Consider the following 14,726-nt stretch of genomic DNA (forward strand, 5'->3'; position numbering starts at 1 on the left):
CATCGTCTGCACCACAACACTATTCGATACCGGGTTTCAACCTCGGCGCAGAACCGCCCACTGGTAGTGCCAGTTGCGTTCCCCCGGCCAAGTCAGCCATTGCTCGAGGCCGCCGTGTCGCTCGAGTACCACCCTCAACGCGGCGTCGGTGCGAATGCTGAAGAACCGCGCAGGTCCGTGTCCGTTGCCGTCGTCCCACTTCTGCTCGCTGCCATGCGGGGCGCCCCAAAGTCCGATCGCCAGCGGTGCTCCCGGCCGCAGGACGCGCAGAATCTCGGCCAGCGCCGCGTCCAGGTCGATGTCTGCGATGTGCAGCAGTGTGCTCATGGTCCAGCCCGCACTGAAACTCTTGTCCTCGAACGGAAGCCGGAGGACCGAGGCTCGGCAGGCGTTCAGGCCCAGCGACCGGGCGGTGGCGACGCTCTGCGGGGCCAGGTCGACGCCGGTGTAGACGAAACCGGCGTCCGCGAACGCGATGCCGTCGCGGCCTGGGCCGCAACCGATCTCGATCAGATCCGCGATGCGTTCCCGGCTCAGCAAGTCGAGATACTCGGTGCGGCGCAGCACGCGTCGTGATGACAGCTCCCGCGCAGCGCGTTGACGAATCTCATTGTCGTAGTACGCGATCAGGTCATCCTCATGCTGAGCCCGCTGCGGTCGATGCATACAACCATGATCCGATAGCGCCCCGGAACTGGCGGCACCTGCCGAGCGGCATGCGGCAATGGCGTGCAGTCCCGCGATACGTCGCGTTCACGCGCCGACTGGCAGAATCCCGCACTCCTGCTTTGAAATTCGCGAAATAGGACACTTGGCCAGTGGATATTGCGGGATTCTGCCAGTCGCACGGAACTCGGCAATGCAGTGCGGTTCCCGTGAGAGAGTTGCTGTCATGCCAGCGGGAGTGGAGCCAGGCCACGAGGTTGTGTTGGAGACCACCCGCCTACTGCTCAGACCTTGGCGGGTAGTCGAGGCTGTCGTCCTGCGCGAGCTGTGGACCGAACGTGATCCACGAGTGCCGCCGCACCGTCGAATCGACGCGGATGGACACCCCACACTCGCAGACCTCGAGGATTCGATCCGTACCGACCAGCGACCGTCTAGCGGCTTGTTGGCGGTCCAGCGCAAGGTCGACCGTGATGTCATCGGCTACTGCGGACTGGTCGACACCGGACGAGGAGCGGAGGGGGAACCGGAGCTGGCATTCGAGTTGCTTCGCCGAGTCTGGGGTCAGGGGTATGCCACCGAAGCCTCACTGGCGGTTCTGGATTGGGCGAGATCCTCCGGACACGAACGTCTGTGGGCCACGGTCTGGGACTGGAACATCGCTTCGCGCCGTGTGCTGGCGAAGGTCGGGTTCACCGAGACCGAGCGGACGGAAGTGGACGCGGTCCACGGGACCACCCTGTTCACCAGGAGACGGCTCTGACACCCGATTTCGTCCACCGCGCCTCAATAGCGCCGGCCATCGCTGGTTCAATGCGCTTGCGGCCGAGTATGTTCAATGTTCTGTGGACCCAAGCAACCCTCCGGCGGTATACGAATCTGTCGTTGAATTCGTGGAGAACTACCTCAGTCTTCTGTACCGGCGAGAAGTTGGTCAGGGCCGCCGAGTGTGGTGTCCGCAGTGGTGGATGCACGCTGAAGCCGTCGCGCGACTGGATGCTCTGTGGCGGACGTGGGAGCATTACCGGCGCGACACCAGAACGGGTTTGAGCGTGTGGTTTCTCGACCACGCCGATCCGCATATGGGCATCCTGTTCGCCCCGGACGGCCCCTTCCAGTTTTGCTCCACCGCATCCGGACACTCCGGCGAAATGCCGCCGCTGCCGCTGATCGCGACGCCACCGGACCTCTTCAAGTGGCCCTGAACTGTTGCACGGGCGGCACACCTGCTTTCGAGGTGGTCCGGACCTCAGCTCGAAACCACCTGAATTCCCTGTTCTCCGTACGTGTGATCTGCGATCGTCACGAAGGCCGTGGCGAAGACGGCCGTCAAAGCAGCTGTGCCGAGTAGGACGCGAAGTGCCCGTCCACGACGGTCTCCTCCCGGGGCAGTGCTATGCCAGTTGGCCCAGCTCCAGCCGAACAGCGTGAGGGCGAAGACGATGGACTCGACGAGCCCCCAGTACGTGGCCCGAGTCGGAATGAACAGATTGTAGTAGTGGGCGATAGAGCCGCTGCCGCTGTTCGAGGGCCAGTCCGCGCCGCAGAGCCATTGGATCGTCTTGATCGACACCGTCGAGATCCCGGCCTCCGCAAGGGGCCACATCGCGACCGCAGCAGTAGTTACGAGTAGCCCGCCGATGCTCACGACTCGGAGTGCAGAATGTTGTCGGGCGATGAGCAGCGCAATGGCAGGAGTGCCTACGACCAGTGCCGCTGTCAATCCAACTGCGACCGGTATGACGGTGGTGAAGTTCCAGAGCGCAGCGTTGACTCCCGCGAGTACGTCCGCGCCGACAACGTGCGCGACGCGCCAGGCCTGCCAACCATCGAGAATTCCCCCGCCGACTGCGGCGGTGAGCCCAGCCACGAACCCGGCGGCCATCCAGCGCCCGAAAGGTGATGCGGCTCGAGGAGGCTGAACGGCCACCGGATGTGGCGGCGCGTGGTCGAATTCGTCAACGGGATCTTTCACCCAGCCAATCTAAGGGAATCCGTTGCGCCGACCTATCGTTCGGTGCCGACCCCCCGCGGGCGGGGGTCAGCTGGTGTGGGCTCGGGTATCAGCTCGACAGGCTGCCGGGGAGCCCGGCGCTGCCGGTCCCCGAGGTGCCGGACGGGGTGCAACTGGCCCCGGCGGGAGCAGTCTGGACAACGTTCACGGTCAAGAGTTCAGCGACGCCGCCGTCGTAACCCGGGCCGGCGGAGGAGGTTGCCTCGAGGCGCGTCTGTTGTGCGATCGTGGGCGTCCATTGGATGGTTGCGTCTTGACCGGCGACGTATGGGGTTCGGGTGATTATGGTCGCATTCCCACCTGCGGCTGGGACCCACTCGAAGAGGAGTTGGTTGTAGCCCTGTGTTGCGGAGACCAATTGGGCGGCGTCGGCGGCGGGCAGGGTGATCGTGTAGGCGGTGCCGACGCAGTAGGCGGTGCTGTTGGTTATCGACAGCGCTGCTGATGCGGTGGGCGCCATCAAGCTGCTGACCAGGCCCAGCGCCGAGAGTCCTGCGGCTGCCACGCTGGCGCGAGCTAGCATCGGTGTCTTCATAGGTCACTCCCCAATTTTCGAGATTTCTTGTGGCACTTGACATGTGCCGACCCTGTCGAGGGCCTCCCGAAGACTATCCGGATAGTGAAATGACCATGCTTCACCGAATCGGTCGACGAATGGGTCGGACCTCGAGAGTTTGACTCTCGGTGACAACGCTCTCGAACGGGAGCTAGGCAATCAGGTAGAAGGGTTCGCTCCAGTTGAAGATGCAGTAGGGCACCGCCGCGGTGATGCCGACGACGGCACCGATTATCAGGGCCCAGGGCATCTTTCGGCGATTCGGCGAGACGCTGAGGTCGGGTCGGGCACTAGCGATGCCCCCGACAACAGTGAGGCTGTGTACGGCCGCGGCCGCGCCGAGCGCGAGCGTCGCGGCCCACATCGCCAGCAGTGCAACAAATTTCGTTTGGGGAAAGTCATTCCAGGCGATATATGGAATGAACGGTGCGACGCCGGTTTCCTGTAGCGCGAGCAGCCCGAACATCAACCACACGGCCGATGCCGGTCTCCATCCGTTCCGGCGAACTCCGGCCGACTCCAGGCGACTGTTCGGTCGTTCGGCACGCTCGGTCACCACGAGTGCCACGACCAGCGCTGTCCCGACGAGGAATTCGAGGGTCAGCAACCGGTGTGTTGCCGGACCCGCATCGGGGTAGTAGGTGCCCATCGCACCGAGAGGCACTGGACGGGTGAATAGCCCGTAGATGCCACCGACTGCCCATATACCCCCGGCCAAGCCCAAGAAGGCGCGGCGGGTCGACCGCAGCCACCCCCATACGCGGCGCTGTCGCGCCTGTGTATCGATCGTCATCCCCACCCCGCACCGAAGAACACCTCTGAGCCGCAGCCGATTTCAGGCCGCTCACGCTGAGAGTATGCGGCCTCGCATCGCTCTGCCCGGTCTCGGCGGCTCGAACAACTCCCACTGGCGGCAGTGCAGGACGTTCGACCCGCCCCTAATCCCCACGGCCAGTACATATTCCGGCGCACAGACCGTGCCGATCGGTGCATGGCGAGGGGATCGAGTCGGCGGTATGGTTGGTATTCGCTAGGGGGTGAACGGGATTCTGACGGTCTTCATTGTGCTGGGGCTGGTGCTGGCACCGATTTCGATCGCTGCGGCGGTGGTTTCCGCGGCACGCAAGGGGGGAACGGGCGCGCTCATACGCGATACCGGTATCCACGTCGCGGTGTTTGTGGTCTGTTCTGTCAGTCTGTGTGTGCTGGTGCTGGCGATCCTTTTCGGCATTCGTACGGTCCTCGAATTCGCGGTGAGTCTGCACCCGACGCCCGACTGATCTGCTCCGAACCGCCACAGTGCGTCAGGTGCTAGCACTCGGCGCGATACGTCGTTGCCCGCAAACGCTATTCGCGAGACGGGCCTGGGCGCGAACTATTGCTGCTCGCGCTCCAACTCCGGAACCCGCTGAGTGAAATAGCGGCGAGCCTCACAGTCCCAATCGCACTCGGCGTGCTTTTCTCGAGCCGCCCTGGCCATTTCGAGATTCCCGACCGGATAGTCCGGGATCTCGTGGCTGACATAAGTCATGCGAATCGCCTCCCCCAAGCCTCGGCCGCGGCCCGATGGGCGGCATTCAGCAGCGCCGTGGCCTGGCGCTTCTTCGCGCAGACCAGCAGCGTGCAGCAGGCGTGGACCCGGAGAACATCGCGGGCGTAGGACAGGGTCATGATGCCTACGGCTTCGTGATTTTCGATCGGTAACCCCAACACGATCGGCCTCCTCCAGATAGATTGTCTACATTGATTTTTGGGGTCCCCGGTGGCCGGTACGCACCGGTGCGGCCGAATAGCCACTGCGAAGGGCACTTTCGAGCGGTCGGTTTGTGGAACCGGCTTCCCGGCCATCGGGGATGCAACGAGTAAACATGCGGTCGCAGGGAATTGGCGATCTCGAACGGTCGATTCCGCGTTGTCGAGGACGGACTTCCACAGCGGCCACATCCAATTGGGGCTTCCAATTGGCGGCTTCCAGAAACGGGTTCATTCGATAGTGGGGGTAACGAAATGAGTGAGAACGGAAGTACTCTTGCCCGCCGCGCGCTCGGGCGAGAACTGCGGCGGTTGCGTATCGAGAAAGGGATCTTTCAGGCGGCGGCCGCCCGAGCCGCCGAGACCTCGCCGCAGTCGATCAGCAGGATCGAAGAGGGCATCGCCACCCGCATGACCTCGTTCCAGATCAACGCCCTGTGCGATGGGTACGGAGCCAGCGACGAGGTACGGCGAATGTTGCTGTCCCTGCTGACCGAGTCCCGATCGAACCGGGTACACGGAGGTGGTTGGTGGCGGGCCTACGCCGATGCCCAGATCCCGGCTGGCTTCGACCATTTCCTTTGGCTGGAGGATTCGGCAAAGCGGTTCACCGCGTGGAAGACCGGCATTCTTCCCGGCATGCTCCAGACCACCGAGTATCGCCGAGCTATTGCCTGGTCGGAGATCCCGCAGCTGACCTCGGAGGCAGTCGAACGACGCCTCGAATTGGCCGCGCACCGGCAGATGCGATTGGCGGACAACACCTTCGAGATGGTGGCCTTGCTCTCGGAGGCCGTGATTCGAGAGCAGGTCGGTGGCCCTGCGGTCATGGGCGAACAGCTCGACCATCTCGCCGAACTCGCCGAGCTGCCGAACGTCTCGATCCGAGTCGTACCGTTCAGCGCCCCAAGGCATCTCGGGCCGTACATCGGATCCTTCAGCCTGATGGAGTTCCCGGTCCTGCCCGAGTCCAAGCTGACAGAACCTCCGATCGTGTACATCGAGGAGTATGCCGGTGATCTCTATCTGGAACGCGGGGCCGAAGTGCAGCGATATCGGGGTGCCCTGCGCGAGATCGAGGCGGTAGCGTTGAACGAAGCCCAGTCCAGGCAACGGATCTTGGCAGTAGCGAAGGAGTTCGGCGAGTGAACATCGACCTATCCGAAGCCAAATGGTTCAAATCCACCCGTAGCGGTTCCGGCAAGGACTGCGTCGAAGTCGCCCACCTGCCCGCAGGCATGGTGGGCGTGCGCGATTCGAAGAATCCCACTGGTCCGGCTCACGTTTTCGCGCCGGAGATCTGGGACGGCTTCACCGCCGCGGTGGCCTCCGGCAAGTTCGACCTGAGCTGACCTGATCGAGACGATGTGGAGTCCGGAGACACCAGCCGGACTCCACATCACAGGCCTCGAACAGCTCGGCTCTCGACAGCCAGGAACTTCAACGCGGGCGGCGAGCCAGGTACCAGGACAACAGCTCTGGGTTGTCGATGGCGGTGGGATCGACCGCCTGATCGAGCGGCACACCTTGGAACAGGCGTTTCAGTGGCACCTCCAGCTTCTTACCCGTGCGCGTGTGCGGAATGCCCGGGGCGGCGATGATTTCGTCGGGGATGTGGCGAGCGGAGAGCTCCTTGCGGATTGCTTCGCGGAGGCGGTGGGTCAGGTCGTCGGTGAGATCCAGGCCGGGGGCCAGGACTACGAACATCGGCATCCAGTAGCCGCCGTCCGGTTGTTCGATGCCCAGGACCAGAGCCTCGACTATCTCGGGGAGTGACTCGACCACGCGGTAGATATCGGCGCTGCCCATGCGAATGCCGTTGCGGTTCAACGTCGAGTCGGAGCGGCCGTGGATGACGACGGCACCGTGGGCAGTGTGGGTGATCCAGTCGCCGTGCCGCCAGACGCCCGGGTAGGTGTCGAAATAGGCGTCGCGGTAGCGGGAACCGTCGGGATCGTTCCAGAAGGAAACCGGCATGGACGGCATGGGTTTGGTGATGACCAGTTCGCCGACGCTGTCGGTGGGGTGGCCGTCGGGATCCCAGGATTGCAGGGCCACACCGAGATACGGGGCGGAGAGCTGGCCGGGCCAGACCGGCACGGTGGGGACGCCGCCCATGAAGGCCGAGACTATGTCGGTGCCGCCGCTGATGGAGGACACGGGCAGGTCGCCGACCTCGTCGCGCAGCCAGAGCGACGACGCGGCGGGGAATGCCGAACCGGTGATACCCATGCGGCGCAGGGCGGTCAGGTCGTGGGTGCGGGCCGGGTGCGCATCGGCCTTCTCGCAGGCCAGCACATAGCCGGGGCTGGTGCCCAGGACGGTGGTGCCGGTGCGAGCGGCCAAGTCCCACAGGGCATCCGGGGCCGGATAGCCGGGGCTGCCGTCGTAGCAGACGATGGTGGCACCGACCAGCAGGCCCGCGACCTGGAAGTTCCACATCATCCAACTCGGGCTGGTGTACCAGAAGAAGGTGTCGTCGGGGCCGAGGTCGGTGTGCAGGGCCAGGGCTTTGAGGTGTTCGAGCAGGACACCGCCGTGACCGTGCACGATGCCCTTGGGTTTGCCGGTGGTGCCCGAGGAGTACAGCACCCACAGCGGGTGATCGAAATCCACCGGGATGGGTTGCAGCGGTTCGGATGTGGGGCCCTCGGTGACCTGTCCCCAATCCAGAGCCCCGGGCAGGCTGGCACTGGAGTCCGAGATCAGGATCGTGGCCAGCAGCGACGGCAAACCCGCTCGCAGAGACTCGACCTCGGCCAGCCGACTGTGCCGCTTACCCCCGTAGCGGTAGCCGTCGGCCGCGATGAGCACGACCGGTTCGAGTTGGCCGAGCCGATCCAGCGCGGCCGCGGCCGAATAGTCCTGGCCGCACGCACTCCAGACAGCCCCCAGACTCGCAGTCGCGAGAAACGCGATCACGGCTTCGGGAATGTTGGGGACATAGCCCGCGACCCGAGCACCGGGACCGACACCCAGGTCCCGCAGCGATCGCGCGAGAACTGCTGTGCGCGAGAGCATTTCCGACCAAGCGATGTCCCGCTGCGACGAGTCCTCACTGACCGCGATGATCGCGGGCCGGTCCCGGTTCGCCTGCCGCAGCACCTGATCGACATAGTTCACCCGGGTGCCAGGAAACCAGCGCGCCCCGGGCATGGACTCGCTGTCGAGCACGACATCGGGCGACTCCCCCAGTTCGAAGTACTCCCACAGCGCACCCCAGAATCCGCCGATGTCCTCGACCGACCATTCCCACAACGATCGGTAGTCATCGTGGCGAATCCCGTCGCGCAGCTGCACGAATCGCGCGAAGTCGGTGATGCGGGCGTCGGCTATCGCGGCCGCACCGGGTACCCACTGCGGCCGGTCGTCGCTCATCGCAGGGAGGTCGTCACTCCTCACGGGGTCGGCGTCGATCATCGCGCGCTCCACCCGCCGTCCATCGTGTAGGACGCCCCGGTCACCATGCGCGCGTGATCCGACGCCAGCCACCCCACCAGCGAGGCGACCTCATCCGGTTCCACGAGCTCCTTGATCGCGTTGTCGGTCAACATGATCCGCTCCACCACCTCCCGCTCGTCGATCCCGTGCGCGGCGGCCTGATCGGCGATCTGCTTGTCCACCAGCGGTGTTCGCACATACCCGGGGTTCACGCAGTTGCTGGTCACTCCGTGCGGCCCACCTTCGAGCGCGGTCACCTTGGACAGCCCTTCCAGCGCGTGCTTGGCGGTGACGTAGGCGGCCTTGAACGCCGAGGCCCGCAGCCCGTGCACCGACGAGATATTGATGATCCGCCCGAACCCCTGCGCGTACATGTGCGGCAGCGCGGCGCGGGTGAGCAGAAACGGGGCCTCCACCATCAGCGCCAGCATCGAACGGAACCGTTCGGGCGCGAATTCCACCAGGGGACTGACGGTTTGCACGCCCGCGTTGTTCACCAGGATGTCGGTGGTGAGCGTGAGGGTCTCCAGCGCGGACACGTCCAGGAGATCGACCTGCCAGGCGTGCCCGTCGATCTCCCCGGCCACCCGCTCGGCCCCCTCGCCGTCGATATCCGCGACGATCACCCGTGCGCCACAAGCGGCCAGCTCACGGGCACACGCCGCCCCGATACCGCTCGCACCGCCCGTCACCAGGGCCGTGCGCCCCTTCAGTCCGTCCTGCCGGAATTCGCCCACGCTCATGCCACCTTCACCTTCGCCTCTGATTCGGCCGCCACCAGGGCGGCGTCGGCGCGGTCGATATCGGCCAGATCCGCGCCCTTGGTCTCGCGGGCGAACAGCACCGCCACCACGGTCACCAGCGCCGACGCCGCCAGATACCAGGCGATCGGCACCGAGGACCCGTAACTGTCGAGCAGCCGCACCGCGATGATCGGGGCCAGCGACCCGGCGACCAGCGAGGTCACCTGATAACCAAGGGACACACCGGAATACCGCATCCGGGTCGGGAACATCTCGGCCATGATCGCGGGCTGCGCCGAATACATGAACGCGTGGAACACCAGGCCGATGACAACCGCGGCCAGGATCACGCCATTGTGCTTGCTGTCCATCATCGGGAAGGCGAAGAACCCCCAGGTGCCCGCCGCCAGCGCGCCCACCAGGTACACCGGCCGCCGCCCGATCCGGTCACTGAGCCTGCCCACCTGCGGGATGACCAGGAAGTGCACGGTGTGCGCGATCAGCAGCCACCACAGGATCACCTTGGTGTTCGCTCCCACATGGACTTTCAGATATGTGATGCTGAAAGTGACCACCAGGTAATAGAAGACGTTCTCGCCGAAGCGAAGCCCCATGGCGGTGAACACACCTCGCGGATACCGGCGCAGCACCTCGAACGCACTGAACGACGACGCCTGCTCCTGCTCGGCGACCTGTTGCGCGGCAACGAAGATCGGCGCGTCGGTGATCTTGGTGCGCACGTAGTACCCGATCAGCACCACCACCGCCGACAGCCAGAAGGCCACCCGCCAGCCCCATGACAGGAACGCCGCGTCGGACAGCGTGGAGGTCAGCACCAGCAGCACGATGGTGGCGAGCATATTGCCGACCGGCACCGCCGCCTGTGGCCACGACGCCCAGAACGCCCGTGAACGACTCGGACTGTGCTCGGCCACCAGCAGTACCGCGCCACCCCATTCCCCGCCGACCGCGAAGCCCTGCACGAACCGCAGGATCACCAGCAGCGTCGGCGCCCAGTAGCCGACCTGCCCGAAGGTGGGCAGGCAGCCCATTCCGAAGGTGGCCGCGCCCACCAGGATCAGGCTCAGCTGCAACAGTTTCTTGCGGCCGTACTTGTCGCCGAAGTGCCCGAAGACGATGCCGCCCAGCGGCCGAGCCGCGAAGCCGACCGCGTAGGTGATGAACGCCGCCATGATGGCGTCCAGGTCGCTGGTGCCCTTGGCGAAGAACACCTTGTTGAACACCAGCGTGGCCGCGGTGCCGTAGAGAAAGAACTCGTACCACTCGACCACGGTCCCGGCCATGGACGCGGCGACCACCCGCCGTAATCCGGCCAGACCGCCGCCCGTCCCGGGTGCGCTTTCGCGGACGCTCATCACGTACTCCTTACCGCCCGGTCCGCCTCACCCTCAGCTGTGATGCGGCCCACATACTTTCGATGCACAGGAGTATTCGTGCAGATCCGCGTCGACGACAATGGCCGGTTTCGCAGTGCCGTTCTGCAAAGATGCAGAAATGAGCGTGACCTCCCCACGGCCCAGCCCCGACGATCTCCTGGTGCTGCTCGCCGTCGGCCGCACCGGACGCTATGTCTCGGCCGCGGAGGAGCTCGGCATCAACCACACCACCATCTCCCGGCGCATCGCCGCGCTCGAGCGGGCACTCGGCGGGCGGGTGCTGATTCGCGGCGCGAGCGGGTGGGAGCTCACCGATCTCGGGCGCGACGCACTGACTGCCGCGGAGACCATCGAGTCGGCGGTGCGCTCGCTGACCTCGGAGACGCCGACCCTCGAAGGCGTGGTGCGGATGTCGGCCACCGACGGCTTCAGCGCGTACCTGGCCGCGCCCGCGGTCGCGGCGCTACAGCGGCGGCATCCACGACTCGCGGTCGAGATCGTCACCGCGACCCGGCTGGCATCACTACAGCGGTCCGGCTTCGATGTCGAAGTGGTGGTCGGCAAACCGCAGTTGCGCCGGGCCCGAGCCATCGCGCTGGGCGAGTACACGCTCGGGCTGTACGCCGCGCACACCTACCTCGACCGGCACGCCGCCCCGCACGCCGTCGAGGATCTCGCCGCCCACCCCCTGGTCTACTTCATCGACTCCATGCTCCAGGTCGACGATCTGGACCTGGCCCCGACCTTCGCCCCCGCCATGCGCGAATCCATCTCCTCCACCAATGTTTTCGTCCACGTGGAAGCCACCCGCGCCGCCGCCGGCATCGGACTGCTCCCCTGCTTCATGGCCGACCGCCACCCCGACCTGAAGCGGATCCTGTCCGAGATCGCCGTCCGCCTCACCTACTGGCTGGTGGTGCGCCCGGAGACGCTGCGGCGACCCGAGGTCGCCGCCGTCGTCGAGGCACTGCGCGAGCAGGTCCACTCGCATCACGACATACTCACGGGCGCAAAGACTTCCGCGAATCCGCGCGAATAGCCGTTATCCCGGGTGATGGGCCGTGACGTCGTCCACCGCCAGCCGGACCCGACAGCGCATGCATACCGGTTGCGCGTCGTGGTGGGAGTCGATCATCGATTTCGAACATCGGTGGCACCAGGTGACGGTGGGGCGATTCGACAGGTCGGCGACACCGACCGCCAGCATCACGACCACCAGGGCCAGAACGATTGCGGCCAGCGAGAAAGCCAGGATGTCCAGCGTCATGAGATCGACTCCTCCGGAACAAGTATCGCACTACGATACTTTTATATCGCAGCACGATATGATCGGCTAGAGTTAAATTTCCGAAGGTTTTCCATGCCGACCGGTATCGAGTGACGACAGGAACCGGCCCCCATGCCCAAGCTGACCGCGCGTGATTACGCCACTCTCCTGACCTTTCGCAGCACCCTGCGCCGTTTCGAACGGTGGAGCGAGGAACAGGCGAGACAGGTCGGACTCACCGCCGCGCAACACCAGCTGCTGCTCGCGATCACCGGCCACACCGGCGATACGCGCCCGACCATCGGCGAGATCGCGGAGTATCTCACCGTGCGCCACCACAGCGCGGTCGGACTGGTCGACCGCGCCGTGGAAGCCGGACTGGTGGAACGCGTTCGCGACGAACAGGATTCGCGAGTCGTCCGCCTGGAGGTGACGCAGCTCGGCGAGGAACGCATCGAAGCGCTGAGCGAACTGCACCTCGAAGAGCTGGGCCGCCTCGCCCCGATACTCGATCACCTCGCGGCGAACCTCCCGGTCACCGGCGATTCCCGCAGCTGACTAGATCCGCTGCCCTACATCAGTTTTCACCAATATCTCCAATGCCCGTTCGGCGAGTGCGGCGATCGTCAGCGATGGGTTGCAGGCGGCCGTATTGCCTGGCATGAGAGCGCCGTCGAGGACATAGAGTCCGTTCTGGCCCAGGACTCGCCCCTCCGTATCGCAGACCGCGCCCATGTTGGCCCCGCCCAGTGGATGCCAGGTGGAGGGGAAGACGGCGTTGGTGTCGAGCAGGACGCTGGAGTCACCGGCGATTCGGTGCACGGCGGGGCCGATGTGGTTGTTCTGGATGTAGGAGTCGCCGTCGCTGGGCCAGTGCAGGGTCGCGGCGTCCGCGCCTGTGTCGTAACGGAATTCGCCGCGGCCGTCGCTGACGCCGTAGCCGACCATCATGGTGCTGTGCGCGTCGACCGGCATCGGCGGGATCGAGGCCTGGATGACGGTGTGCGCGCCGTGCGGGTCATCCCAGTTCAGGGAACCGTAGACGACCGGGCCGCCCTGCTGGATGCCGAACTCCTGCACGGGATTCGACCACACGTAGATGCGATCGGCGTTGGTGCCCCAGCCGGTGCCGAGCGCGTCGGGCAGGTCGGGGATCTGGCCTTTCGCCTTGGCGCGCACCAGCAGTCGAGTGGTGTTGAGGCTGCCCGCGGCGAGCACCAGCGCGTCGGTGGTGAGGATCTTGTTCTCCAGCACCGCACCCGAGGTGTCGGTGCGGTCGACGTGCACGATCCAGCGGCCGTCGGTGCCGCGCTCGATATCGGTGACCTCGTGCAGGGTGTTCACGGTGACGCGGCCGGTGGCCTCGGCGGCCGCGATGTAGGTGACGTCGACGGTGTGTTTGCCGCCGTTGTTGACGCCCATCGCGCCGTCCCCGTTGGTGTAGGACGGGGCCATCTCGCCGTGCAGTTCCGCCAGCGCGTAGTTCCAGTCGATCGGCATCGGGATCTTCGACAGCGGCATTCCGGCGGCGCGCACGTGGTCGGCGAAAATTCTTGCGGCCGTGTAGTTCTGCGAGGCGATCAGCTCGTCCGGTGCGACGGCGAGGCCGAGCATTCGGCTGGCTCGCGGGTAGTGCACGGCGGCCAGAGTCGTCCAGTCCAGCGCCGCCGGGAAGTGCGTCTCGAACACCTCGCGGGTGGGTTGCAGCGACATGCCTTGGTAGACAAGCGATCCGCCGCCCAGCCCGGCGGCGCACAGCGCGGTCATGTTCTCCCCCGGCACCGCCTCGACCAGTCCGGTGTACGGCTCGAAGACCAGCGGTTGCCCGAACAGATTCGGGCTGGAGCGATGCCACAGGATCCGCTTGTCCGGCGAGGTGGCGTGCGGGAAGGTCTGCGCATCGGGTCCGGTCGGCCAGCGCATGCCGCGTTCGAGCAGGGTGACCGGGACCCCGGCCTCGGCCAACCGCAGCGCGGTCACGCCGCCGCCGAATCCGGAGCCGATGACCACGACGCGATGGTCCTCGCGGGTGAGTCCGACCCGGTTGACCCGGGTGGCGATCGGTGCGGGCGCGGCACCGGCACGGGCGGTGGTGAGCAGTGCGGCGGTGGCCGCGGCCCCGGTGAGCAGGGTACGACGCGAAATGGTCGGCATGGGAAACCTTGCGGGAGGGCGGCTCAGTAACTTGGTTACTGAAGTAACGGCGATACTCTAGCGACATGGGCAAGGAGACGGAAGAGGCCGCACGGGCCCGCATCATCGACACGGTGCGCGCGCTGCTGGAATCCGACGGCTACGACGCCGTGCAACTACGCGAGGTCGCCCGCCGCGCCCGCGTCTCGCTCACCACGATCTACAAGATCTTCCCCACCCGCGACGAGCTGATCGTCTCCGCGCTCGAAGCCTGGATGGAGCACCACACCTACGTCCCGATGGAGACCCCGCCGCCGGGAGAAACATTGCGCGACGGCCTGATTCGGGTCACCCAGCATGTCTTCGAGCCATGGGAACGGCATCCCATCATGCTCGAGGCCTACCACCGCGCCCGCACCGGACCGGCCGCGGTGCGCCTGGACAACCACGGGCTCGACGCCGTATTGCCCATCGCCGCAGCCGTTCTCGCGGGCGCCGACCCGCAGTACCTCGAGGACATCGCGGCCGTGCTGTCGAACATGACGTTCTCACTGCTGGGCCAGTGCGCCGACGGCACCATGCGGGTGGCTCAGGTGCTGCCCATTCTCGAGCGCGCCATCATCCGGCTCACCGCCAACAATGAACCCGATGCCACCCAGGCTCTCGAACGACGCGAATCCCGCACCGCCGCAACGGCCGAACTGCGTCCGGAGATCGCCGCGCCGTTCCGTCGCATCACCAACTAGCGACGATCCGG

18 protein-coding genes are annotated in these 14,726 nt (G+C 65.7%); 8 read left to right on the forward strand and 10 right to left on the reverse strand.

Features of this window, described 5'->3' with window-relative positions; all coding sequences use genetic code 11:
* Window positions 1-36: 36 nt before the first annotated feature.
* Window positions 37-666, reverse strand: a complete 630-nt coding sequence (locus tag OG300_RS16900; RefSeq protein WP_405496993.1) for a class I SAM-dependent methyltransferase — start codon at window positions 664-666, stop codon at window positions 37-39.
* Window positions 667-892: 226 nt separating this feature from the next.
* Between OG300_RS16900 and OG300_RS16905 the strand changes: the two genes are divergently transcribed.
* Both OG300_RS16905 and OG300_RS16910 read left to right on the forward strand, forming a co-directional pair.
* Entirely contained in the window at window positions 893-1,429 is a 537-nt protein-coding gene (locus tag OG300_RS16905) for a GNAT family N-acetyltransferase (RefSeq protein ID WP_405496995.1), read from the forward strand.
* Window positions 1,430-1,511: 82 nt separating this feature from the next.
* A complete protein-coding gene (locus OG300_RS16910; protein WP_405496997.1) occupies window positions 1,512-1,871 on the forward strand; it encodes a DUF4913 domain-containing protein in 360 nt (119 codons plus the stop codon).
* A 44-nt stretch (window positions 1,872-1,915) separates the two neighbouring features.
* Here OG300_RS16910 and OG300_RS16915 read toward each other — a convergent pair whose 3' ends face one another.
* The 3 genes from OG300_RS16915 to OG300_RS16925 all read right to left on the reverse strand — a co-directional run bounded on the left by OG300_RS16915 (window position 1,916) and on the right by OG300_RS16925 (window position 3,885).
* Window positions 1,916-2,641, reverse strand: coding sequence for a hypothetical protein (locus OG300_RS16915; protein WP_405496999.1), 726 nt, complete (start codon window positions 2,639-2,641; stop codon window positions 1,916-1,918).
* An 88-nt stretch (window positions 2,642-2,729) separates the two neighbouring features.
* The gene (locus tag OG300_RS16920) at window positions 2,730-3,215 is read right to left on the reverse strand and encodes a hypothetical protein (protein WP_405497001.1); all 486 of its coding nucleotides are present in this window, start codon (window positions 3,213-3,215) and stop codon (window positions 2,730-2,732) included.
* Between the two features lie 172 nt (window positions 3,216-3,387).
* Window positions 3,388-3,885 (reverse strand): hypothetical protein, encoded by a 498-nt coding sequence (locus OG300_RS16925; protein ID WP_405497003.1) that lies wholly within the window; start codon window positions 3,883-3,885, stop codon window positions 3,388-3,390.
* Window positions 3,886-4,273: 388 nt separating this feature from the next.
* Here OG300_RS16925 and OG300_RS16930 point away from each other — a divergent pair, with 388 nt between their 5' ends.
* Window positions 4,274-4,516 carry a hypothetical protein gene (locus OG300_RS16930; RefSeq protein WP_405497005.1) on the forward strand — a complete coding sequence of 81 codons (243 nt, stop codon included), beginning with the start codon at window positions 4,274-4,276 and terminating at the stop codon, window positions 4,514-4,516.
* A gap of 247 nt (window positions 4,517-4,763) precedes the next feature.
* Here OG300_RS16930 and OG300_RS16935 read toward each other — a convergent pair whose 3' ends face one another.
* On the reverse strand, window positions 4,764-4,949 hold the full coding sequence (locus OG300_RS16935) for a hypothetical protein (RefSeq protein WP_405497007.1): 186 nt from the start codon (window positions 4,947-4,949) through the stop codon (window positions 4,764-4,766).
* Between the two features lie 171 nt (window positions 4,950-5,120).
* Here OG300_RS16935 and OG300_RS16940 point away from each other — a divergent pair, with 171 nt between their 5' ends.
* Window positions 5,121-6,137 carry a helix-turn-helix domain-containing protein gene (locus OG300_RS16940; RefSeq protein ID WP_405497009.1) on the forward strand — a complete coding sequence of 339 codons (1,017 nt, stop codon included), beginning with the start codon at window positions 5,121-5,123 and terminating at the stop codon, window positions 6,135-6,137.
* Window positions 6,134-6,340, forward strand: a complete 207-nt coding sequence (locus tag OG300_RS16945) for a DUF397 domain-containing protein (RefSeq protein WP_405497011.1) — start codon at window positions 6,134-6,136, stop codon at window positions 6,338-6,340. Before OG300_RS16940 ends, OG300_RS16945 begins: the two co-directional genes overlap by 4 nt.
* 88 nt (window positions 6,341-6,428) lie before the next feature.
* Here the strand turns inward: OG300_RS16945 and OG300_RS16950 are convergent, their stop codons facing one another.
* Genes OG300_RS16950 through OG300_RS16960 form a run of 3 tightly spaced genes read right to left on the reverse strand, consistent with a single transcriptional unit; the run spans window position 6,429 to window position 10,548 of the window.
* A complete protein-coding gene (locus OG300_RS16950) occupies window positions 6,429-8,366 on the reverse strand; it encodes an acetoacetate--CoA ligase (protein ID WP_405497013.1) in 1,938 nt (645 codons plus the stop codon).
* Between the two features lie 38 nt (window positions 8,367-8,404).
* A complete protein-coding gene (locus tag OG300_RS16955; RefSeq protein WP_405497015.1) occupies window positions 8,405-9,172 on the reverse strand; it encodes a 3-hydroxybutyrate dehydrogenase in 768 nt (255 codons plus the stop codon).
* A complete protein-coding gene (locus OG300_RS16960) occupies window positions 9,169-10,548 on the reverse strand; it encodes an MFS transporter (RefSeq protein WP_405497017.1) in 1,380 nt (459 codons plus the stop codon). Before OG300_RS16960 ends, OG300_RS16955 begins: the two co-directional genes overlap by 4 nt.
* 100 nt (window positions 10,549-10,648) lie before the next feature.
* Between OG300_RS16960 and OG300_RS16965 the strand changes: the two genes are divergently transcribed.
* On the forward strand, window positions 10,649-11,608 hold the full coding sequence (locus OG300_RS16965; RefSeq protein ID WP_405497019.1) for a LysR family transcriptional regulator: 960 nt from the start codon (window positions 10,649-10,651) through the stop codon (window positions 11,606-11,608).
* Between the two features lie 3 nt (window positions 11,609-11,611).
* On the opposite strand, the gene OG300_RS16970 is transcribed toward OG300_RS16965, so the two are convergent.
* The gene (locus OG300_RS16970) at window positions 11,612-11,836 is read right to left on the reverse strand and encodes a hypothetical protein (protein ID WP_405497021.1); all 225 of its coding nucleotides are present in this window, start codon (window positions 11,834-11,836) and stop codon (window positions 11,612-11,614) included.
* Window positions 11,837-11,968: 132 nt separating this feature from the next.
* Here OG300_RS16970 and OG300_RS16975 point away from each other — a divergent pair, with 132 nt between their 5' ends.
* Entirely contained in the window at window positions 11,969-12,394 is a 426-nt protein-coding gene (locus OG300_RS16975; protein WP_405497023.1) for a MarR family winged helix-turn-helix transcriptional regulator, read from the forward strand.
* Here OG300_RS16975 and OG300_RS16980 read toward each other — a convergent pair whose 3' ends face one another.
* Window positions 12,395-13,990: a GMC oxidoreductase gene (locus OG300_RS16980; RefSeq protein ID WP_405497025.1), complete on the reverse strand. Its 1,596-nt coding sequence runs from the start codon at window positions 13,988-13,990 to the stop codon at window positions 12,395-12,397.
* 65 nt (window positions 13,991-14,055) lie between these two features.
* On the opposite strand from OG300_RS16980, the gene OG300_RS16985 reads away from it, so the two are divergent.
* Window positions 14,056-14,715 carry a TetR family transcriptional regulator gene (locus OG300_RS16985; protein ID WP_405497027.1) on the forward strand — a complete coding sequence of 220 codons (660 nt, stop codon included), beginning with the start codon at window positions 14,056-14,058 and terminating at the stop codon, window positions 14,713-14,715.
* The last annotated feature ends 11 nt before the right edge of the window (window positions 14,716-14,726 follow it).

This window comes from Nocardia sp. NBC_00511 (assembly GCF_045161165.1).
Taxonomy (GTDB): Bacteria; Actinomycetota; Actinomycetes; order Mycobacteriales; family Mycobacteriaceae; genus Nocardia.